General features: G+C 70.0%; 20 protein-coding genes, 1 tRNA gene and 1 pseudogene. 10 read left to right on the forward strand and 12 right to left on the reverse strand.

The window, feature by feature from the left end; all coding sequences use genetic code 11:
- A pseudogene (locus tag QN350_RS11285) lies at positions 1 to 189 on the reverse strand (FMN reductase (NADPH)); the annotation flags it as partial.
- Between the two features lie 29 nt (positions 190 to 218).
- Between QN350_RS11285 and QN350_RS11290 the strand changes: the two are divergent.
- Genes QN350_RS11290 through QN350_RS11300 form a run of 3 tightly spaced genes read left to right on the forward strand, consistent with a single transcriptional unit; the run spans position 219 to position 2,317 of the window.
- Entirely contained in the window at positions 219 to 665 is a 447-nt protein-coding gene (locus QN350_RS11290; RefSeq protein WP_134446663.1) for an FAS1-like dehydratase domain-containing protein, read from the forward strand.
- On the forward strand, positions 662 to 1,102 hold the full coding sequence (locus tag QN350_RS11295) for a MaoC family dehydratase (RefSeq protein WP_322138138.1): 441 nt from the start codon (positions 662 to 664) through the stop codon (positions 1,100 to 1,102). Before QN350_RS11290 ends, QN350_RS11295 begins: the two co-directional genes overlap by 4 nt.
- Positions 1,103 to 1,135: 33 nt before the next feature.
- Positions 1,136 to 2,317 (forward strand): UDP-N-acetylmuramate dehydrogenase, encoded by a 1,182-nt coding sequence (locus QN350_RS11300; protein WP_322138137.1) that lies wholly within the window; start codon positions 1,136 to 1,138, stop codon positions 2,315 to 2,317.
- A gap of 272 nt (positions 2,318 to 2,589) precedes the next feature.
- Here QN350_RS11300 and QN350_RS11305 read toward each other — a convergent pair whose 3' ends face one another.
- Complete coding sequence (locus QN350_RS11305) at positions 2,590 to 3,519, reverse strand: hypothetical protein (protein WP_323502993.1); 930 nt, start codon at positions 3,517 to 3,519, stop codon at positions 2,590 to 2,592.
- 9 nt (positions 3,520 to 3,528) lie between these two features.
- A complete protein-coding gene (locus QN350_RS11310; protein ID WP_322138135.1) occupies positions 3,529 to 5,301 on the reverse strand; it encodes a PspC domain-containing protein in 1,773 nt (590 codons plus the stop codon).
- Positions 5,302 to 5,413: 112 nt separating this feature from the next.
- Between QN350_RS11310 and QN350_RS11315 the strand changes: the two genes are divergently transcribed.
- Positions 5,414 to 6,910, forward strand: coding sequence for a PspC domain-containing protein (locus QN350_RS11315; protein ID WP_322138134.1), 1,497 nt, complete (start codon positions 5,414 to 5,416; stop codon positions 6,908 to 6,910).
- Entirely contained in the window at positions 6,910 to 7,593 is a 684-nt protein-coding gene (locus QN350_RS11320; RefSeq protein ID WP_322138133.1) for a response regulator transcription factor, read from the forward strand. Before QN350_RS11315 ends, QN350_RS11320 begins: the two co-directional genes overlap by 1 nt.
- Before the next feature lie 132 nt (positions 7,594 to 7,725).
- Here QN350_RS11320 and QN350_RS11325 read toward each other — a convergent pair whose 3' ends face one another.
- The 5 genes from QN350_RS11325 to QN350_RS11345 form a co-directional block, all read right to left on the reverse strand.
- On the reverse strand, positions 7,726 to 8,349 hold the full coding sequence (locus QN350_RS11325; protein ID WP_323502994.1) for a response regulator transcription factor: 624 nt from the start codon (positions 8,347 to 8,349) through the stop codon (positions 7,726 to 7,728).
- On the reverse strand, positions 8,346 to 9,596 hold the full coding sequence (locus QN350_RS11330) for a sensor histidine kinase (RefSeq protein ID WP_322138131.1): 1,251 nt from the start codon (positions 9,594 to 9,596) through the stop codon (positions 8,346 to 8,348). Before QN350_RS11330 ends, QN350_RS11325 begins: the two co-directional genes overlap by 4 nt.
- Before the next feature lie 46 nt (positions 9,597 to 9,642).
- A complete protein-coding gene (locus QN350_RS11335) occupies positions 9,643 to 10,506 on the reverse strand; it encodes an ABC transporter permease (protein ID WP_322138130.1) in 864 nt (287 codons plus the stop codon).
- Positions 10,503 to 11,468, reverse strand: a complete 966-nt coding sequence (locus QN350_RS11340; protein ID WP_322138129.1) for an ABC transporter ATP-binding protein — start codon at positions 11,466 to 11,468, stop codon at positions 10,503 to 10,505. The genes QN350_RS11335 and QN350_RS11340 overlap by 4 nt, the downstream gene beginning before the upstream one ends.
- Positions 11,469 to 11,637: 169 nt before the next feature.
- Complete coding sequence (locus tag QN350_RS11345) at positions 11,638 to 12,840, reverse strand: pyridoxal phosphate-dependent aminotransferase (RefSeq protein WP_322138128.1); 1,203 nt, start codon at positions 12,838 to 12,840, stop codon at positions 11,638 to 11,640.
- 183 nt (positions 12,841 to 13,023) lie between these two features.
- Between QN350_RS11345 and QN350_RS11350 the strand changes: the two genes are divergently transcribed.
- The 5 genes from QN350_RS11350 to rplA all read left to right on the forward strand — a co-directional run bounded on the left by QN350_RS11350 (position 13,024) and on the right by rplA (position 15,813).
- A tRNA-Trp gene (locus QN350_RS11350) sits at positions 13,024 to 13,096 on the forward strand.
- Positions 13,097 to 13,138: 42 nt separating this feature from the next.
- Complete coding sequence (gene secE / locus QN350_RS11355; RefSeq protein WP_134534380.1) at positions 13,139 to 13,414, forward strand: preprotein translocase subunit SecE; 276 nt, start codon at positions 13,139 to 13,141, stop codon at positions 13,412 to 13,414.
- A gap of 103 nt (positions 13,415 to 13,517) precedes the next feature.
- A complete protein-coding gene (nusG, locus tag QN350_RS11360; RefSeq protein WP_281536012.1) occupies positions 13,518 to 14,516 on the forward strand; it encodes a transcription termination/antitermination protein NusG in 999 nt (332 codons plus the stop codon).
- 84 nt (positions 14,517 to 14,600) lie between these two features.
- On the forward strand, positions 14,601 to 15,032 hold the full coding sequence (gene rplK, locus QN350_RS11365; protein WP_134446687.1) for a 50S ribosomal protein L11: 432 nt from the start codon (positions 14,601 to 14,603) through the stop codon (positions 15,030 to 15,032).
- Positions 15,033 to 15,123: 91 nt separating this feature from the next.
- The gene (gene rplA, locus QN350_RS11370) at positions 15,124 to 15,813 is read left to right on the forward strand and encodes a 50S ribosomal protein L1 (RefSeq protein WP_134446689.1); all 690 of its coding nucleotides are present in this window, start codon (positions 15,124 to 15,126) and stop codon (positions 15,811 to 15,813) included.
- A gap of 175 nt (positions 15,814 to 15,988) precedes the next feature.
- On the opposite strand, the gene QN350_RS11375 is transcribed toward rplA, so the two are convergent.
- The 4 genes from QN350_RS11375 to QN350_RS11390 all read right to left on the reverse strand — a co-directional run bounded on the left by QN350_RS11375 (position 15,989) and on the right by QN350_RS11390 (position 20,761).
- On the reverse strand, positions 15,989 to 17,572 hold the full coding sequence (locus tag QN350_RS11375) for an APC family permease (protein ID WP_322138127.1): 1,584 nt from the start codon (positions 17,570 to 17,572) through the stop codon (positions 15,989 to 15,991).
- 105 nt (positions 17,573 to 17,677) lie between these two features.
- Entirely contained in the window at positions 17,678 to 19,111 is a 1,434-nt protein-coding gene (locus QN350_RS11380) for an aminobutyraldehyde dehydrogenase (protein ID WP_322138126.1), read from the reverse strand.
- A 107-nt stretch (positions 19,112 to 19,218) separates the two neighbouring features.
- Positions 19,219 to 19,992, reverse strand: a complete 774-nt coding sequence (locus QN350_RS11385) for a hypothetical protein (protein ID WP_322138125.1) — start codon at positions 19,990 to 19,992, stop codon at positions 19,219 to 19,221.
- Positions 19,985 to 20,761, reverse strand: a complete 777-nt coding sequence (locus tag QN350_RS11390; protein ID WP_322138124.1) for a FadR/GntR family transcriptional regulator — start codon at positions 20,759 to 20,761, stop codon at positions 19,985 to 19,987. Before QN350_RS11390 ends, QN350_RS11385 begins: the two co-directional genes overlap by 8 nt.
- Positions 20,762 to 20,799: the final 38 nt, after the last annotated feature.

Below are 20,799 nucleotides of genomic sequence, written 5' to 3' on the forward strand. Positions count from 1 at the left end.
GCCGCCGCCCGCGACGGTCACGCCCCCGTCACGCAGCACGATGAAGCCGCCCCGGGGAGCCTCGAAGTCCGCGGCATCGTCGTCGAGAACATCGTCGCCGCCGCCGTAGCGCAGCACATACTCGCGGCTCAGGTCGACAAGGAGGGCGACCACATCGGGGTCGGTCAGGCGTACGCGTTCAAATTCCACTGATCCAGTCTGCCCGGTAAACTCCTCCTGTGTCTGTCAACCCCGAACTGCAGGGCCGGGTCTTCCCGCCCGTCGCCCCTTATCTCGTCGGTCGGGAGAAGGTGCGGGAGTTCTCCCGTGCCGTCTTCGCGCGCAACCCGATCAACCACGACCCGGCGGCCGCCCGTGCGGCCGGATACGCCGACGTCGTCGCCCCGCCGACCTTCGCGGTCGTCGTCCAGGAAGCCACCCTCGCCCAGCTCCTCGCCGAGCCCGACGGCGGGATCGACTTCAGCCGCGTGGTCCACGGCGAGCAGCGCTTCACGTTCAGCCGTCCGATCGTCGCCGGCGACGAACTGACAGCGACCCTCTCCGTCGCGAGTGTCAAGAGCCTCGGCGGCCACTCGATGGTCACCGCGGAATCCCGCGTCGTCGACGCGACCGGCGCCCACGTCGTCACCGCGACATCCACCCTCGTCGTCAGGGGAGACGAATGACCCAGGAACCCGCGGCCACGCCGGCACTCGATGAGCTCACCCTCGGCCAGATCGTCGCCACCGGCCTCTTCCCGCTGACGCGCGATTCCCTCGTGCGGTATGCCGGGGCATCCGGTGACTTCAACGCCATTCACTACCGGGACGACGTCGCCGTCTCTGTCGGCCTGCCCGGCGTGCTCGCCCACGGGATGCTGACGATGGGCCTCGCCGTGCAGCCGGTCGTCGACTGGGCCGGCGACCCCGCCCGCGTCGTCGACTACCAGGTGCGCTTCACCCGCCCGGTGCTCGTCGACCCCGTGCTCGGCGCCGTCGTGTCCGTGATTGCGAAGGTCGGCCGCATCGAAGCGGATGCCGGCATCGTGCGCATCGACCTCACGGTCACCGCGAACGGCCAGACCGTCCTCGGCAAGGCGCAGGCACGCGTCTCGCTCGCCTAAGTGCCCATGACTGACGCTGGTTCTGCTGCTGCTATGCCGGTCTCTGACGCGAGCGCGGGGGCCGGCGCCGAGCCGGCGGATGCCGCGCCGACGACGTTCGCCGAACTCACCACGATCCGAACCGGCGGGCGACCCCGGTTGTTGCTTGCTGCGGAGACAGAGGACGACCTCGTCGACACCGCCCTGGATGTCTGGGCGTCGGGCGAGGACTGGCTGCTGCTCGGCGGCGGCTCGAACACCGTCGCGGCGGACACCGAATTCGACGGTACCGTCGTGCGGGTACTGACCCGCGGCATCACGGTCGAGCGCTCCGCCGACCGCGTGGTCCTGCGCGTGCAGGCCGGCGAACCGTGGGACGATCTTGTCGCCCACACCGTCGCGCAGGGCTGGTCGGGGATCGAAGCCCTCTCCGGAATCCCCGGCTCGACCGGGGCCGCGCCCGTGCAGAACATCGGCGCATACGGCCAGGAACTTGCCAACAGCCTCGTCGCGATCGACTTCCTCGACTACGAGAGCGGCGAACGGCGCCGCATCCCCGCCGCCGAACTCGAACTCGGGTACCGCACCTCCCTGCTCAAGCACGGGCTCCGTGGCCTCGTCGTGGCGGTGGAACTGGAGCTGTGGGATACCGCGGCCGAGGCATCCGTTCTCGGAGGGGCGCTCAGTCGGCCCCTTGTCTTCCCCCAGCTCGCGGACGCCCTCGGCGTGCACCTCGGCGACCGGGTGCCGCTCGCGGACGTGCGCACGACCGTGCTGCGGTTGCGTGCCGCGAAGGGGATGCTGCTCAACCCGGGCGATCCGGATGCGACGAGCGCCGGCTCGTTCTTCACGAACCCGATCGTCTCCCTGAGCTTCTCGCGGACCCTGCCGGAGTCCGCGCCGCGCTGGCCGCTGAATGACCCCGAGCTGCCCGACCGGGTGATCCCGCTCGAGGACTATTACGGAATCGGCCCCGTGCCCGGCGCGGTCCCGGTGGTCCCGCTCGTCAAGCTCAGCGCGGCCTGGCTCATCGAGCATGCCGGTGTCTCCCGCGGCTTCCGGTTGCCCGGGTCCCGTGCCGCGGTGTCGAGCAAGCACACCCTCGCCCTGACGAATACCGGCGGCGCGAGCGGCGAGGAGATCGCCCAGCTCGCCCGCTTCGTGCAGCAGCGCGTGCAGGCGGAGTTCGGCGTCATCCTGCAGCCGGAGCCCGTGCTCGTCGGCCTCGGCCTGTAGCTCTGGTTTCGCGGTTTCGCTGCCTCCCGCCTCCCGGCATCCGCTTTCACGCGCCAATTGCGCCGCTCCGCGCCAGGCATGCCGGCAGCGTAGCGGCGGAACTGGCGCGCGGGACGGGGAGGGGCGCTCAACCGACGGCCGAGTTGCCCGGGGCTCGCTGCCCCGGCCTGTTCCTTGGGTCCTGCCGGGCGCAACACCCGCGTTACGGCGCAACTCCTGCGCTCGCTCCGCGCAGCGATAGCGCGACGCCGTCGGACCGATGCGGCGGCCGGTCAGGTCGCGCGACGAGCCGCCGCGGCGATCCCCGCGACGATGAGCACGAGTCCCATCAGGATCACGCCGCCGAGCAGCCAGAGCGCGGGGTCGGTCTCGCCGGGCACGAGCGTGCGGTAGATGATGAAGCCCGAGAAGGCGAGCATCACCGTTCCCCAGAAGATCGTGCCGAAGAGCGGATGCCGCCGCCGCGCCGGCGCCGTCGGCCACGTCTCCGGGGCGCTCGCGCCCGGAGCCGCGTAAGTGGGCGCGGTCGGTGCCGGAGGTGCGGGCGGCGGCGTCGGCGATCCGGACGGAGGGGTCGCACCCGCGCTCGCACCCGCAGCGGCGCTCGGGGCCAGGGGTACAGCGGGTTCCCGCGGCGCGGCGAAAGCAGTGAACTCCGGAATGACCGGCTCGACCGGAGGCACTTCGGTTTCGGCGAGGCCTGAACGGTCCATCGTCCCGAACGGGAGCACATCGGTCTCCGCGGTCGATGCGGCCGTGACGTCGGCCGGCAGGACCGCGGTGTTCGCCGTCGATGCCCCCGAGGGGGTCGGTGACTCAGCTCGCAGGACGGCGGTATCCGCAGATGATCGGGCAGGCGGCGTGGCGGCCTCGACTGGCAAGACGGCGGTCTCGGTCGAATCGGCTGAGGTCGTCGGTCCGGATGCGGCGGAGCCGGACTCGAACGGGAGTACTTCCGTATCGGCCTCCGAGATCGGGAATGGAATGGTCGCGTTGACGGGGAGCACGGCAGTCTCGGCGGCCGCGGTGGACTCTGACGATTCGACGGTCGCGGCTGCGGCGGATTCGGTCGATTCGGCGATATCGGGGGAGCCTGCGGAGCCGGAGCCGGAGCCGGAGCCGGAGCCGGAGGCGGTCGCGGCCGACACTTCGGGATCGGCGGGACGGCCAGAGCCGGTGGGCGGGGTGACGGGATCGGTCATGGCGGACTCCTAGCGTGCAGTGCCGACGCGGGCGCCGGACTGGGTGAGGTCGACCTGGCCGGCGAACGACCAGACCCGAACGTGGGTGACGGCCCGGGCATCCGTGCCGTTGACGGTGCGCACGTCGCGGATGAAGACGCCGGCGCGCTGGGGGTCGCGTGATTCCCCGCCCGTCGTCACGATGCCGGCGAGGAGGTTGACCTCGACCTCGACGGGCCGGTCGCTCGGCAGCTCGAGCGTCGTCACGCCGAATCCGAGCCACACGTCGATCGTGCGGGCGTCCCGTGCCGGGGCATTGTCGAGGGCGGTGAGGTCGACGGTCGGCGTACCTGCGAACATCGCGTAGCCGGGGGGAGCCCCGGCGGAGGAGGACGGCACGGCCCAGTCGTGCGTGCCGGCGAAGGCGAACTGGGTGCCCTGCGGCATCCAGCCGAGGGCGACGAGGGTGAGCGCCGCGAGGAACGCGAGCCCGCCGAGCGCCCCGCTCTCGCGCCCGCGGATTCCGGACACGATCATCCCGATCGCCGCGACGCCGAGGGCGACGGCGAGGCCGAGCACGAACGCGGAGTTCGACCAGACCCCGTGCGCATAGAGGAATGCGACGATCGCCCCGGCGAGCAGCGCGAACCCGAGGGCGATCGCCGAGAGGGCGGCACTCGGGCGGCGGCCGCGGCGCCAGGCGGAGCGTTCGGCCTGACGCTGGCGCTGGCGCTCCTGCCAGTCGAGGTTCTGCTCGCGCCAGGCACGGTTCTGTTCGGAGCGCACCCGGTTCTGCTCCTGCCAGGCCTGGTTCGCGGCCGTCGCGCTCGCGGCGTTCGCTGCGTACGCGGCGGTCGCGGGAGTGCCCGGGCCGCCCGGGTAAGCGGATGCCGCCGGGTACGTCCCCGGCGCCGCCGGCGGGATCCCGTTCCGGTTGCGGTAGTCGGCCTGGTACGGGTTCTCGGTTGCGGATGGTGACGCCGTCCACGACGATTGCGGTGCGAAGCCGGCCGCCGCTGCCGGACCGGAGGTGCTCGCGGACCCGGTCGGTGCGTTGAAGCCGGCGGACGCGGCCGGGCCGGCCGTGCCCGCGGAGGTCGTGCCCCCGGGCGCGGGCGGAGCGAGAGGTGCAGGGGGTGCACCGGGCGCTGGCGGGGTCGCACCGGCATCCGCTGCCGAGCCGTAACCCGAGGTGGGACGCGGGCGCTCGCCGGAACCCGAACCAGAACCCGGACCGGGACTGTACCCGGAACCACCGCCGGAACCGTAGCCGCCGCTGTTTCCGCCGCCGGAACCGCCGCCCGGACCGCGGCGCACGAGATAGAGCACGAGCCAGACGATGCCGGCAAGGACCGCGAGGCCCCAGGCTGCGCTCAGCGAGGTGCTCAGCCAGCCGGGCATGCCCCAGGCAGCGGGTGGGCCGTCCCACCAGAAACCGCGCGTGAACGGCACGATGGTGAGCAGGAGAACGGCGCCGATCCCGATCATGGCGGGCTCGAAGCGGCCGCGGAGCGCCTCTTCGGCGTGGATGCGGCCGAGCGCGTTGGGGAGCAGCGCCCAGCCCACCGCATAGACGAAGAGCACGGGCGCCCCGAGCACGGCGAGCACGAACGCGATGCCGCGCACGATCATCGGGTCGAGGCCGGTGCGGCCGGCGATGGCGCCGCAGACCCCGGCGAACCAACGGTCTGCGCCGCGGACCATGCCGCTGCGGCGGATCCAGTCGAAGAAACGGGTGAGCTGGTCTGGACCCGACGGGCCCGGGCCGGCCGGGTATGTCGGATTACGCGGTTGATCGGTCATAACTCGACTCAACCACTCGCGCCGGCGCGTTGCTATGGGGGAGAACCCTGAACGGACCCTGAGATCTGACCGCACCGGATCGGGGCGGCCTTCGGGGTGCTTGGATGAAGACATGAGAACCGAGCGGATGACCCGGCCGCGCCAGCGGATCATCGCCGGCGTCTGCGCGGGGTTCGCTGAGCACACCGGGTTGTCCGTCACTGTGGTGCGATCCGCGACTCTGCTGCTCGTCCTCGCCGGCGGGGCCGGCGCGCTGCTCTACGCCTGGCTCTGGGTGACGACCCCGACAGAGTCAGCGAACCCGGCCAGGTTCGGGACGGGCGAACTCCCCAAGGCGAGTCTCGCGCGCCCGGCGCCCGGGTACGCCGGCTCTTCCGGCTCCGGCCACGGCTTCGGCCCGGGCGAGCCGGCGGATGCCGCGGCCGAGCGAGCCGCCGCCGCCGCGTCCTCGGCCCGGTCGGCCCCGATCACGGAGATCTTGCTCGGGCTGGCCCTCCTCGCCGCCGGGCTCACCCTCGTCGCAAGCCGGCTCGGCGCCGACATCCCGCTCGCCGTCGTCATCCCCGCGATCGTCGTGCTCTCGGGGACCGCTCTCGCCTGGCGGCAGTTCGCGGACATCCGCGGTGGTTCGGAGCAGCACTCCTCCGCGCTGCTCGTGCGCGCGCTCGGCGCCCTCGTGCTCGTCGCGGTCGGCATCCTGCTGTTCTTCGTGACGAGTGACAGCCCGGATGGGTGGACGGTCGTGATCGCATCCGCTTCGGTGCTGCTCGGCGTCGTCGTCGTGATCGCGCCCTGGCTTGTGCGGCTCTCCCGCGACCTCGCCGACGAACGCGCCGGGCGGGCCCGCGAGGCCGAACGCGCCGAGATCGCCGCGCACCTGCACGACTCGGTGCTGCAGACGCTCGCACTGATCCAGCAGAAGGCCGGACCGCAGAGCGACGCGGCCCGGCTCGCCCGCGCCCAGGAACGCGAGCTGCGCGAGTGGCTCTTCACCGGGACAGGGACCGGCTTCGGCACTGTTGCGGATGCCGGTGCGGGCGGCAGCGGCACCGGTGCCGGTGCCGAGGGCGTCCCCGACGTCGACCTCCCGACCGCCCTCCGCCGGATCGCGGCGGAGCTCGAGGCCGACTTCCCGGTGCAGTTCGACATCGTGAGCGCCGGCGCGAGCCTCGGCCCAGCACCGGAGGGGCTGCTCGCCGCGGGGCGCGAGGCCATGCTGAACGCAGCCCGGCACTCCGGCGGCCCGGTGTCTGTCTACCTCGAGACGGGGGCGAACGCGGTGAGCCTCAGCGTGACCGACCGCGGACCGGGCTTCCGGCTCGAGGATGTGCCGGACGACCGGCACGGCGTCCGCGAGTCCGTCATCGGGCGGATGCGCCGCCTCGGCGGCACCGCGCTCGTGCGCCCCGGCCCCGGCGGCGCCGGCACGGAGATCCTGCTGACCCTGCCCACGGCATCCGCTGCCCCCGACCTCACCAATTCGACGGACTTTTTGATGAAAACGCACGTTACGGGCCCGATTCGGGTCGAAAATGCCACAATCTCCGTCGAATTGGTTCGGGAAGAGCCGGTGCAGCCAGACGAAGCGGATGTCGACGGGAGCCGCTGATGAACGAGCCTCACGCCGCGCCCGCCCCACCGGCCGGGTTGCCCGTCGTGATCGTCGACGACCACTCGATCTTCCGCTCCGGCCTGCGCGCCGAACTGGATGCGGACATCCACGTGCTCGGCGAGGCCGCGACGGTCGACGAGGCGATCGAACTCGTGGTCGCCCTGCAGCCGCGGGTGGTGCTGCTCGACGTGCACCTGCCCGGCGGGCGCGGCGGCGGCGGCAGCGAGGTCATCCACGACGCCGCGCAGCGGGCGCCGCACACCCTGTTCCTCGCGCTGAGCGTCTCCGACGCGGCAGACGATGTGGTCCGGGTGATCCGGGCGGGGGCCCGCGGTTACATCACCAAGAGCTCGTCGGGGGCCGAGGTCTCCGAGGCCGCGCGCCGGGTCGCCGACGGCGATGCCGTGTTCTCGCCGCGACTCGCGGGCTTCGTGCTCGACGCCTTCGGCGCGGTCGCCGGCGAGACCGCAGAGACGACGGAAGAACTCGACCGGCTTTCCGCGCGGGAGCAGGAGGTCATGCGGCTGATCGCCCGCGGCTACACCTACAAGGAGGTCGCCGGGAGCCTGTTCATCTCGCCGAAAACCGTCGAGACGCACGTCTCAGCGGTGCTCCGCAAGCTGCAGCTCTCCTCCCGCTACGAACTCACCGCCTGGGCGCTCGAGCGCAAGCTGCTCTAGCCGCCCCAGCGCGGCATCCGCCCGCCGCCCGCACGGTCGCCGAGAGTCGCCGTTTCCGCCGAGTGACCCCGGCGCCCCGGCGACAAAGGGCGCGAACGGCGAGTGTCGGGGCGGCGGCGGGCGGATGCCGGGCTAGAGCAGTCCGAGTTCCATCGCCCGGGTCACGGCGCGGGTCCGGTCGCTCACCGCGAGCTTCTCGAAGGCGTGCAGCAGGTGCGTCTTGACGGTGGCCTCGCTGATGAACAGGGAGCGGCCGATCTGCGGGTTGCTCTCGCCGGCCGACACCAGCCGGAGCACGTCGAGTTCGCGGGCCGACAGGCGCGGCGTCGGGGCGGCATCCACGCGCACCCGGTGCACGAGCATCGCCGCGATCGACGGGGCGAGCGCCGTCTGGCCGCGCGCGACCGAACGCACACCCTCGATGATCTCCGCCTGGGGCGCGGCCTTCAGTAGATACCCGCTCGCCCCGGCCGCGATCGCCGCGAGGATCTGGTCGTCGCTCTCGTAGGTCGTGAGCACCAGCACGCGCGTGCGCTCGTTCGCCGCGACGATGAGCGCGGTCGCTGCGACGCCGTCGAGCAGCGGCATCCGCAGGTCCATCAGCACGAGGTCGGGGTCGAGCGCGGCGGCGAGCGCGACGGCCTCCTCGCCGTTGCCGGCCTGCCCGACGACCTCGATATCGCCGGCGGCGCTGAGCAGCAGTGCGATGCCGCCGCGCACGATCGGGTGGTCGTCGGCCACGATGACCCGGATCATCTCTCGCCCCGAACCGATTCGACGGAGGGGTGGGCGCTTTCGGCCCCCGCCGCGGGCACGGTCACCCGCAGCACGGTGCCTCCGCGCTCGCCGGCCCCGACCGTGAGCCGGCCGCCGACGAGGGCGAGCCGGTCGCGCATCCCGGAGAGGCCGAACCCGTTCTCGTGGGCGGGAGCATAGGCGCCGAGGCCGCGACCGTCGTCGGTCACGGTGAGCACGGCATCCGTGCCCACCCGCTCGAGGCGAACGGATGCCGCCCCCGCGCGGGAGTGCTTGCGCACGTTCGCGAGGCCTTCCTGGGCGCAGCGGAGCAGCACGACCTCGTTTTCCCGGTCGAGCCCGTCGAGCCGGTCGAGGCCGGTGTCCGCGAGGATCACCCGTACCTGGATTCCAGTCTCGCGTTCGAAGCGCCCGGCGAGGCGGCGCAGGGTCTCGGCGAGGGTCGAATCCCCGACCCGTACGGGCGACATCGCTGCGACGAGGGTGCGCGCCTCGGTCAGGGCCTGCCGGGCGGTGTCTTCGATGAGCTCGACGGTGGGCCGCGCCCCGGCGTCCGGCCCGAGCTCGTTCCCCGCGCGCTGGGCGAGCATGACGAGGCTCGTCAGGCTCTGGGCGATCGTGTCGTGGATCTCCCTGGCCAGCCGTTCCCGCTCGGCCGCGCTCCCGGCATCCCGGTGCAGTGCGGCAAGCTCGTCCTGGGCGACGCTGAGCTCCTCGTAGAGCCGCCGTTGGGTGTTGCCGTCGCGGGCGATGCGGGTGATCCAGGCGCCCATCGCGATCGCGAAAACGAAGGAGATCCCTTCGGTGGCAGACGCCTGCCCCAGTGCGGACGGGGTGCCGCCGATGCCCAGCCAGAGCCCGACCGCCGCCGATGCTGCGAGGAGGGCGCTCAGGGCGACGGAGACGAGGAAGGAATCGGTCAGCGTCCAGAGCAGCGGGAAGGCGATTGCCTGGAGCGTCGCGAGACTCGGGTTGAATGCCGCGGCGACGCCGACGCCGACGATCAAGACTCCGCGGAAGACGGTCGCGGCCAGCGCGGCCGAACCGGTCGCTCCGCTCGGGCACGCGATCGCGCGGCGTCCGAACGCGAGATAGCCGACGCCCATCGCGGCGAGCGTCGCGAGAGCGCCGATCCGCCCGAGCTCGTACCGGTACTGGTCGGAGGCCGCGAGCACCCCCATCAGGAGCAGTGACCCACCGACGGCGACGTCCCACCAGCGCAGGGTCGTCATGGCCGGAATCCTCATGCGCCCAGCCTCCCACGACGGCCGCGGCCGGGGAACACGGCCATGGTCAGCTGTCCTTGCGGATCCAGCGGAACGTCACCCGGCTGAGCACGAGCCCGACCACGAGCCAGATGCCGAGGTTGAGTGCGACGAGCGGGAGGTCCCAGACCCCGTTCTGCTCGAGGCTCGCGAAGCTGTCCGGCAGGAACACCGACCGCATGCCCTGGGCCATCCACTTGAGCGGGAACAGGCTCGCGACGTTCTGCATCCACTCGGGGAGGTTGTAGAACTGCAGGTAGACCCCCGAGATGAACTGCAGGATCAGCACGATCGGGATCACAACGGCCGTCGCGCTCTTGCCGGAGCGCGGCAACGCGGAGAGCGCGATGCCGAGGAACGCGGAGGCGATCACGCCGAACAGGAACACCCACGCGAACGTGAGCCACGCGGCCGGGTCTGTCGGCAGGTCGATGCCGAGGAGGAATCGCGCCACCAGAATGAGCAGGGCCGCCTGGATCGCGCCGGTGACGAGCACCATCCCGATCTTGCCGATGAAGTAGCTCAGCGGGGACAACGGGGTGCCGCCGAGCCGCTTGAGGGTGCCGTCGCTCTTCTCGCCGGCGATGTCGACCGCGAGGTTCTGCACACCGGAGAGCAGCATCCCCGCCGCAAGCATGCCCGGAAGGTAATACGCGCCGACGCTGATGCCACCGCTGCCGTCCGGTGCGGTGCCGATGTTGCCGGCCGAGCCGAAAGCGGCGGTGAAGATCGCGAGCATGATGAACGGGAACAGGAACGTGAAGAACACGCTGTCCGGGGTGCGGAAGTACATGCGTGCTTCGTAATACACCCGGGCGAGGCCGAGTCGCAGCACGCCGTGACGAGTCGAGCGGATGCTGCCGGTAGCGGTGGTCGTGTCGAGCGTGGTCATGCGAGCACCTCCGTGCTGTCGTCAGAAGTGGATGTGCCGGAATTCGCTGTGTCGGAATTCTCCGCGCGGTCCTCGCGCACGAGCCCGAGGTAGACGTCCTCGAGGCTCGGCCGGATCACCTCGAGTTCGGCCGGTTCCGCGCCGCCCGCCGCGCCGCCTGGCCCGCCGCTCGCCGCGACGAGCTCGGCCACGACGCGACCCGGCCGGTCGGTGCGGATCTCGTGCGACTGCCCGGCGGCATCCCGCCAGCGCACGAGCGGCACCCGCGCCTCGGCTCCGCCGATCTCGTCGATCGCGCCGATGTCGATCAGCCGGCCCCCGGTGATCACGCCGGCACGGTCGCCGAGCTGGGCGGCCTCGTCGAGGTAGTGGGTCGTGAGCAGGATCGTGGTGCCCTCCGCCTTCAGGCTGCGCACGAGGTCCCAGAACTGGTGCCGCGCCTCGGGGTCGAACCCCGTTGTCGGTTCGTCGAGGAAGAGGAGCTCCGGCCGGCCGATGATGCCGAGTGCGACATCCACTCGCCGGCGCTGCCCGCCGGACAGCCGGCTGATGCGGGTCTTCGCCTTGTCCTCGAGGCCGACGGCCGCGATCACCTCCGTCACGTCCCGCGGGTTCGGGTAGAGGCTCGCGAAGTGCGCGAGCTGCTCGGCGATCGTGACGTTGCCGCTCTCGCCCGTTGACTGCAGCACGATGCCGAGCCGGGCCTTCCAGTCGAGGCCGCCGTGCTGCGGATCGGTGCCGAGAACGCTCACCTCACCGCTGGTGCGGTCGCGGTAGCCCTCGAGGATCTCGATGACCGTGCTCTTGCCTGCGCCGTTCGGGCCGAGGAGCGCGAAGGTCTCTCCGGGCCGGATGTCGAAGCTGATGCCCGAGACGGCCTCGAAGGCGCCGTAGGACTTGTGCAGGTCGCGCACGCGCACGACGGGGTCTGAGCTCTTCAGCGGCGCTGGTGTGGTGGTCATACCGAAAGAATCCCACCGGAGCCCCGGGAACGTAAGCGTCCGCCCGGCCGACCCGGGCATCCACCGGTCGATGGATGCCGACCCTCACCAATTCGACGGAGTTTTTGCGTTTTGAACCGGTTTAAGACGCGTCTTACGTGTCAGAAGCCCAAAAACTCCGTCGAATTCGTTAGGCGAAGAGGCGCTGCAGGCGGCGGATGCCTTCCAGCAGCTGGTCGTCCCCGAGCGCGTAGGAGAAGCGCAGGTACCCGCTCGGGCCGAACGCCTCACCGGGGACAGCGGCGACTTCGGCCTGGTCGAGGATCAGGTCGGCGAGCTCGAGGGACGTCGTCGGCGTGACCCCGCCCCAGGTGCGGCCGAGCAGCCCGGTCACGTTCGGGTAGACGTAGAAAGCGCCCTGGGGCGTCGGCGTCACCATGCCGGGGATCTTGTTCATCTCGGCGACGATGAGCCTGCGGCGCCGGTCGAAGGCCTCCCGCATCGCGATCGCGTCGTCCTGCGGGCCGGTGAGGGCGGCGATCGCGGCGCGCTGCGACACATTGGACACGTTCGAGGTGAGGTGGGACTGCAGGTTCGCCGCGGCCTTGATCGCGTCGAGCGGGCCGACCATCCAGCCCAGGCGCCAGCCGGTCATCGCGTAGGTCTTGGCGACGCCGTTCACGAGGATGGTGCGGTCGGCGAGGGCGGGAACGGCCTCGACGATCGAGACGGCGCGCACGCCGTCGTAGGTCAGGTTCTGGTAGATCTCGTCGGTGATGACCCAGAGCCCGTGCTCCTCCGCCCACTCGCCGATCGCCTTCGTCTGCTCCGGCGAGTAGACCGCGCCGGTCGGGTTGGAGGGCGAGACGAAGAGCAGCACCTTGGTGCGCTCGGTGCGGGCGGCCTCGAGCTGCTCGACGGTGACGAGGTAGCCCTGGTCGCTGCCGGCGAAGACGTCGACCTGCACGCCGCCGGCCAGCCGGATCGACTCCGGATAGGTGGTCCAGTACGGGGTCGGCACGATGACCTCGTCGCCCGGGTCGAGCAGCGTCGCGAACGCCTGGTAGACGGCCTGCTTGCCGCCGTTGGTGATGACCACCTGGGCGGGGGAGACCGCGAGGCCGGAATCGCGCAGCGTCTTCGACGCGACGGCCTCGCGCAGGTCGGGCAGACCGGCGGCCGGCGTGTACTTGTGGTTCTTCGGGTCGCGCACGGCGAGAAGCGCCGCCTCGACGATGTGCGCGGGGGTCGGGAAGTCCGGTTCGCCCGCCGCGAAGCTGATCACGGGTCGACCGGCCGCCTGGAGAGCCTTGGCCTTGCTGTCGACCTTGAGTGTCGCCGATTCCGCGATGGAGCCGATCCGGGTAGAGATTCGCTTGAGTTCGTGAGCCACAGAACGAGCATACGGTGGCCGCACCCGCGCGGCCAGCATCCGCACCGACGGCCCCAGCTTTACAGTGGTGCCGGTGTGACCTAGACTTGATCGAGGTAGTTGAAATCTGCCAGGCTTTTTTGCGCCTTTTTCTCGAGTATTTTTCGGGGGGTGGCGTGAGTGAGCGTGGTGATCCGGCTGCATAGGGTGGTGGCTCAATTGGTAGAGCAGCGGTCTCCAAAACCGCAGGTTGCAGGTTCGAGTCCTGTCCGCCCTGCAAGTCGGTGGCATTTCCGTCGGCCCATGAAAGGTGTAACAGGTGGCCCGAAAAGTTGTCGACGAACCCAGTGAGGAAATCGTCGCAGACGCACGACTCGCTCGCGACGCCAAACGCGGTCCGTTCGCACGGATGTCCCTGTTCCTGAAGCAGGTCATGGCGGAACTCCGCAAGGTGGTCACACCGACCCGCAAGGAACTGCTGAGCTACACGGCTGTCGTCCTGATCTTCGTAGCGATCATGATGGCCCTGGTTTCCGCCCTCGACTGGGTGTTCGCACTCGTCGTGACGTACGTCTTCGGAACACCAGGCGGCTGACCGGCTGCCGCCCACCGGCGGCGAGACCGCATGGCCAGGATTCACGGCAACGCTGCGCGGGACACGTCTTCGTGCCCGCGCACTACATAAGGATTGAGATTTAGTGACTGAGACGAATCACGACGACGCCGACTGGGCCACCGCCGCCGAGCAGGCGTCCGACGACGACGAAGCACAGGAAGGCAACGTCCTCGAAGCGGAAGAAGAGTCCGTGGAAGCCGCCGAACAGGTAGCCGTCCACGTGTTCGACCCCAGCGTCGGCGTTGAGGACAACCTCGACGCCGCACTCGACGCCCTCGCCGGCGCGGTCGACCCCGAAGCGGACTCAGAAGTTGACGACGCCCTGGACATCGACTCGAGCGACGAGGCAGAGGCTGCCGCCGAAGCCGTCGACGACGAGGAAGACGTCGACGGAGGCGTTGACACCGCCGATGCAGAAGCCGACGCGGCAGACGCCGCCGACGCATCCGCTGAGCCCGTCGACGAAGATCCATACGCCGAATTCCGCAAGGAACTCCGCTTCCAGCCCGGCAAGTGGTTCGTCATCCACTCCTACGCCGGCTTCGAGCGTCGCGTGAAGTCGAACATCGAGAACCGCAAGCAGTCGATGGCCATGGAAGATTTCATCTACCAGGTCGAGGTTCCGATGGAAGACGTCGTCGAGATCAAGAACGGCCAGCGCAAGATGGTCACCCGCGTGCGCATCCCCGGCTACGTGCTCGTGCGCATGGACCTCAACGAGGACAGCTGGTCCGTCGTCCGGCACACGCCGGGCGTCACCGGCTTCGTCGGCAACGCGCACAACCCGACGCCGCTGCGCTTCGAGGAGGCCTTCGGCATGCTGAAGAGCCTCGTCGAGATCCAGGACGTGCCGTCCGCCAAGGGCGCAGGCACGCACGGCAAGATCGCGACCCGCGCACTGCCCGCCGAGATCGACTACGAAATCGGCGAGACCATCACGATCAAGGAAGGCTCGTTCGCGGGCCTGCCCGGCACGATCAGCGAGATCAAGGCGGAGAGCGGCAAGCTCATCGTCCTCGTCTCCCTGTTCGAGCGTGAGACCCCGGTCGAGCTCAGCTTCGACCAGGTCACCAAGCTTTAGTAAGTTTCCCCACCACCGGGGCCCGACCGGGCCACCGGGAGAGTTGCCTCACGGCCGCTCGTCATCATAAAAGAAGGAAGAATCATGGCACCGAAGAAGAAGGTTACTGGTCTGATCAAGCTTCAGATCAAGGCCGGCGCCGCAAACCCCGCACCGCCCATCGGGCCGGCACTGGGCCAGCACGGCGTGAACATCATGGAATTCTGCAAGGCATACAACGCCCAGACCGAATCCCAGCGCGGCAACGTCATCCCGGTTGAGATCACCGTGTACGACGACCGTTCCTTCACGTTCATCCTGAAGACCCCGCCCGCCGCGGAGCTCATCAAGAAGGCCGCCGGAGTCACCAAGGGCAGCGGCACCCCGCACACCGTCAAGGTGGCCAAGCTCACCCAGGCGCAGGTCCGCGAGATCGCCGAAGCGAAGATGGTTGACCTCAACGCCAACGACATCGACGCCGCCGCGAAGATCATCGCCGGCACCGCACGCTCCATGGGCGTTACGGTCGAGGCCTAAACCTCTTCCAGGCATCCGCCACCAAGCAGTACGTGGAAGAGCCGGCCAGGCTCGCACCACACTCTCAAATCTTTATATTCAGGAGATTCACATGGCACAGAAGTCAAAGGCCTACCGGGCCGCGGCCGAGAAGATCGAGGCCGACAAGTTCTACACCCCCACCGAGGCCGTCACGCTCGCGCGTGAGACCGGCTCCGCGAACTTCAACTCGACCATCGAGGTCGCTTTGAAGCTCGGCGTCGACCCGCGCAAGGCTGACCAGATGGTCCGCGGAACCGTTATTCTTCCTCACGGTACCGGCCGCGTCTCGCGCGTCATCGTCTTCGCAACCGGTCCCGCGGCCGAAGCAGCCATCGCTGCCGGCGCCGACGAGGTCGGTGGCGACGAGCTCATCGAGAAGGTCGCCGCCGGTTACACCGCCTTCGACTCCGCGGTTTCGACCCCGGAGCTCATGGGCAAGGTCGGTCGCCTGGGTAAGGTCCTCGGCCCGCGTGGCCTCATGCCGAACCCGAAGACCGGAACGGTCACGACCGACGTCGCCCGCGCCGTCAACGACATCAAGGGCGGCAAGATCGCGTTCCGCGTCGACAAGCACGCCAACGTGCAGTTCGTCGTCGGCAAGGCATCCTTCACCGCCGAGCAGCTGAACGAGAACATCACGGCAGCGCTCGAGGAGATCGTCCGCCTCAAGCCGAGCTCCTCCAAGGGCCGCTACGTCATGAAGGGCGCCGTCTCGACGACCTTCGGTCCCGGCATCCCGCTCGACGTCAACGCCATCTAGGCACAAGCGCCAGCACCACACCGAAGGGCCCGTCGCAAGACGGGCCCTTCGTCGTACCCGGGGCGTCCAGGCGAGAACGTGCTGCGCGCCACGTGCGCCGCTCCGCACCAGGCATGCCTGGCGCGAAGCGGCGGAGGTGGCGCGCGAGGCGCGTCGACGGCGGGCGGGGCTTTCGTCAGTCAGACACGGATGTCGGGCGCGGGCCCCCGGCATCCGTTGCCCCCGGCGCACCGGGGGTCGCCGACGCGGCGTTGCCCGGGTGCGCCCGAAGCAGCGCCGCTACCGCGATCGCGTCGCCTTCGGGCTGGTGCGAGTTGGTGTGCGGCTTCGCGATGAACAGGTAGAGCAGGCCCGCGCCCATCACGACCGCGAGCCCGATCAGAACGATCCAGTCGTCGAGGAAGACGCCGGTCTTGCCGGGCAGTGCCAGCAACACCATTGCGAACAGCCCGTAGGCGAGGGCGACGACGTTGACCACGAAGCCGGCCCTGCCGAGGTTGAACGGCCCGGCCGGGCGCCAGCCCTTGATCCGCTGGCGGAGCGCCGCGAGCACGACGGACTGGAACGCGACGTAGATGCCGATCACCGCGAACGCCGTGATCTGGGTGAGGCTGCCACCCGCGTAGATCAGCAGGCAGAGCGCCAGCGGGATCGAGCAGGCGACGATGAGCGCGTTCACCGGGACGGCGGTGCGCGGGCTCACCCGGGACAGCCAGGCGTGGCCGGGGATCATCCCATCGCGAGCAAAGGAGAACATCAACCGGCTGGCCGCGGCCTGCAGGCTCAGCACGCAGGACAGGAACGCCGTGATCGCGACGACCAGGAAGAGCTTGGCGCCGACGGTTCCGAGCGAGGCCTCGAGGATAGCCGGGATCGGGTCGATGTCGTTGCCGTCCACCACCGCCTGCAGGTCGGGCGCCGCCATCACGTAGCCGCCGAACGAGAACAGGGCGGAGACCCCGCCGACGAGGATGGTCAGGATCATGGCCCGTGGGATGCCCCTGGCCGGGTTCGCGACTTCCTCGGCCACGTCCCCGCAGGCCTCGAAGCCGTAGAACAGGAACAGGCCGGCGAGGGCCGCACCGAGGAATGCGACGGCGTAGTTGCCGTCGCCCTCGACGCCCATGGTGTTGAAGAAGACGCTGAACTCCTGCTTGCGCTGGAAGATCAGCAGGTAGAGCCCGAGGCCGATCACGCCGATGAGCTCGGCGCCGAGGCCGATCCTGGCGACCCGGCCGAGCATCTTCGTTCCGGAGAAGTTGAACGCGAAGGCCACCAGCAGGAACAGCACCGAGAGGCCGAGCGTGACCTCCTTCGTGACCGGCGCGTCGATCAGGCTGCCGAGGAAGCCGCTGCCGAACTCTGCGACCGCGGTGATCGTCACGAGCATCGCCCAGACGTAGACCCAGGCGGCCATCCAGGCGTACCGCTTGCCCCAGAGCCTGCGGGTCCACGGGTAGATCCCGCCGGCGATCGGGTACTGCGAGACGACCTCTCCGAAGACGAGGGCGACGAGCAGCTGGCCGGCGCCCACGATCAGGATCCAGAAGATCGAGGGCGGCCCGCCCGTGCTGAGGGCGAGCGCGAAGAGGGAGTACACGCCGACGAGCGGCGAGAGGTAGGTGAAGCCGAGGGCGAAGTTGGCCCACAGCGACATCGAACGGTGGAAAGAGTCCTCGTACCCGAGCACCCTGAGGTGCTCCTGGTCACCGATTCCCTTCGCGGCGGGCGTCTTTCCGGGCTGATCTGCGCTCATCATGACCTTTCGGCTGCGGTGCATCCTGACGTCGTCGGCAGGCTGTGTGTGCCCACCATAGTGACACCGTTACGAGAAAGCTATAGAACCGGATGTTTACCCCGCGGATCAGCCGATGTAGCTCATCACGTGCTTGATGCGGGTGTAGTCCTCGAGGCCGTACATCGAGAGGTCCTTGCCGTAGCCGGAGTGCTTGAAGCCGCCGTGCGGCATCTCGGCGACGAGCGGGATGTGCGTGTTGATCCAGACGCAGCCGAAATCGAGGCGCTTGGCCATCCGCATGGCGCGCGCGTGGTCCTTCGTCCAGACCGAGGAGGCCAGGCCGTACTGCACGTCGTTCGCCCAGGCGAGCGCCTCGGCCTCGTCGGTGAACTTCTGGGCCGTGATGACCGGTCCGAAGATCTCGTTCTGCACCGCGTCGTCGCCCTGCCGCAGGTTAGAGACGATCGTCGCCTCATGGAAGTAGCCGAGGTCGCCCTGGCGGTGCCCGCCGAGCGCGATGTCGGCGTGGTCGGGCAGGCCCGCGATGACGCCCTGCACCCGGGCGAGCTGGTCTGCGCTCGAGAGGGCGCCGAAGAGGATGCCGTCCTCGCGCGGGCCGCCGGTCCTCGCGTTCACCCGGGCGTAAGCCGCGAGTGCTGCGACGAACTCGTCGTGGATTCCGGCCTGGACGAGCACTCGGGTGGCGGCGGTGCAGTCCTGGCCGCCGTTGTAGAACGCGGCCGTCGCGATGCCCTCGACTGCGGCGTCGATATCGGCGTCGTCGAACACGATCACCGGGGCCTTGCCGCCGAGTTCGAGGTGCACGCGCTTGACGTCGAGCGCGGCGGTGCCCGCGACCTCCATGCCGGCCCGTACCGACCCGGTGATCGACACCATCTGCGGGATCCGGTCGGCGACGAGGGCGCGGCCCGTGGTGCGGTCGCCCAGGACGACGTTGAAGACGCCGGCCGGGAAGAACTCCGCCGCGATCTCGGCGAGGAGGAGCGTCGAGACGGGGGTCGAGTCAGAGGGCTTCAGCACGACGGCGTTTCCGGCCGCGAGGGCGGGGGCGATCTTCCAGATCGCCATCATCATCGGGTAGTTCCACGGGGTGACCTGGCCGATCACGCCGATCGGCTCCCGCCGGATGAACGAGGTGTGGTCCTTCAGGTACTCGCCGCCGGACTTGCCCTCGAGCACGCGGGCGGCGCCGGCGAAGAAGCGCACCTGGTCGATCATGACGTCGACCTCGTCGCCGACGAGGCCGGCACGCGGCTTGCCGGTGTTCTCGCTCTCGACGTCCGCGATCTCCTCCGCACGCTCGGACAGGGCGTCGGCGAACTTCAGCAGGGCGAGCTGGCGTTCACCGGGGGTGGTCTCGCCCCACGTCTCGAACGCGGTCGCCGCGGCGGAGTACGCGGACGCGACATCCGCTTCTGTCGACACGGGGGTGCGCGCGTAGACCTCCTCGGTCGCGGGGTTCACGATGTCGAGCTGCTCGCTCGCGGCGGAGGCGACGTACTGCCCGTTGACGAAGTTACGGAGTTCACGGATGGACATGCGCAGGCCTTTCCCAAACGGCTGGTCGGCGCTGGCCAGGGCCACGGCGCCCGGGGTGGAATTCCCCAGAGGCCGACGATACCCTAAATCATCCCAAATGCAATCTTTTATTCGAGGGGGCGGCGGGCGATCACGTCGAAGGGAATCCCGGCGCACGGAGCCCGGTCATAGGCTGCGAGCGGATGCCCAGGGTTCGGCACGATGTCACCGGCGGCGAGCGTGGCTTCCGTCGAGATCACGACGCGGCCGATCGCGTTCACGAGGGCGGCAGGGGCGTCGAGTCCGAGCAGCGCCGGAAGCAGGGACTGCTCCAGGCGGGTGACCGACACGTCGGCCCCGATCACGCCGACCATGCGGCCGTCGACGAGCACGGGAAGGGTGAGGGTGACGATGAAATCGAACGTGCACAGGTGGTCGACGTACGGACCCGTGACGTGCGCTCGCCCCGTGGCCTCCGGCACCCGGTACCACTCGAGGCCGCGGAAGTCGCGCAGGTATTCGGTGTGCACGCGAGCGGCGAGGTCGAGCCGGGTGGGCGCGAGGGTCGTGCCGAGCAGGGGGTTGCCGGCGAGCGGCCCGAGCCACCATGCAAAATGCGCTGGGCTGGCCTGCCGGTCGTCCGCCGCCGCGATGAACCCGGCGCCGATCAGGAGCATCGGGGTGTCGTGCGCCGCGACGCCGCCGACCAGGGTCGGCACGACGAGGGATTCCACGAGGGCGTCGAGTTCTGCCGTTGTCGCAACGGGGACCGCGGCGGCGACGCGATCGCGCCAGTCGTCGAGCATCGTGAACACGTCGGCGACCGCCGCGCTGACGGCGGTGGCCACGGGCGCGAGCGCGGCCGGCGCCGCAACCGGCGCCGCAGCCGACAGATCAGGCACTGACAGCGGATGCCGCATGGAGCGTTCCTCCTCGTTCGATCCTGGTCTTCGCCGCGTGCAGCCACTCGGCGAGTTCGCGCACCTGCCCGGCGACGAGGGTGCGGGCGAGCGGGCCGTCGCCGGCCCGGACCGCCGCGACGACGTCCGTGTTGCAGGCCGCGACCCTCGCGCGCACCGAGGGATCCGCGAGCCCGAGCAGGAGCAACGGACCGAACTCCGCCTGCAGCCGAACCTGTTCACGCACGAGCCGCGCCGACTGGCTGAGCACCGCGAGTTCGAGGTAGAAACCGCCGGCAGTGGCGCGGGCGCCCGCGTCCCGGTCCCAGTCGGCCAGGGCGAGCCACTCGGAGAGCCGATCAGCATCGTCCGGTGCCGCGCGGAGGGCGGCCCGCTCGGCGCAGCCCTCCATGATCGTGGCGAAGTAGACCGCGAGGTCTGAGAGCTCGACGTGGGCGACACCCCGGAGCCGGGTGTGCAGGAGCGTCTCGTCCGGGGCATCCGCCTGGATCACGAAACTGCCGCCGCCGCGGCCCCGACGGGTCTCGACGAGGCCGGACTCACGCAGGATCACGAGGCCCTCACGCACCGTGATCAGGGCGACCCCGAAGCGGCGGGCGAGCTCATGCTCGCTCGGTAGCCGTTCGCCCGACGTGAGGACGCCGAGGATGATGGCATCGGTGAGGCGGCGGGCAACCTGCTCGGCGCGGCCGGCCTCGATGAGCTGGGCGAAGATCGCCTCCCGGGCGCCGGGTCGCAGCTGTGCCTCCATAGACTTCAATGTAGCCGACGGTGGCATGCTGGTAACGG

The organism is Cryobacterium sp. 10I5 (assembly GCF_035019865.1).
Classification (GTDB): Bacteria; Actinomycetota; Actinomycetes; order Actinomycetales; family Microbacteriaceae; genus Cryobacterium; species Cryobacterium breve_A.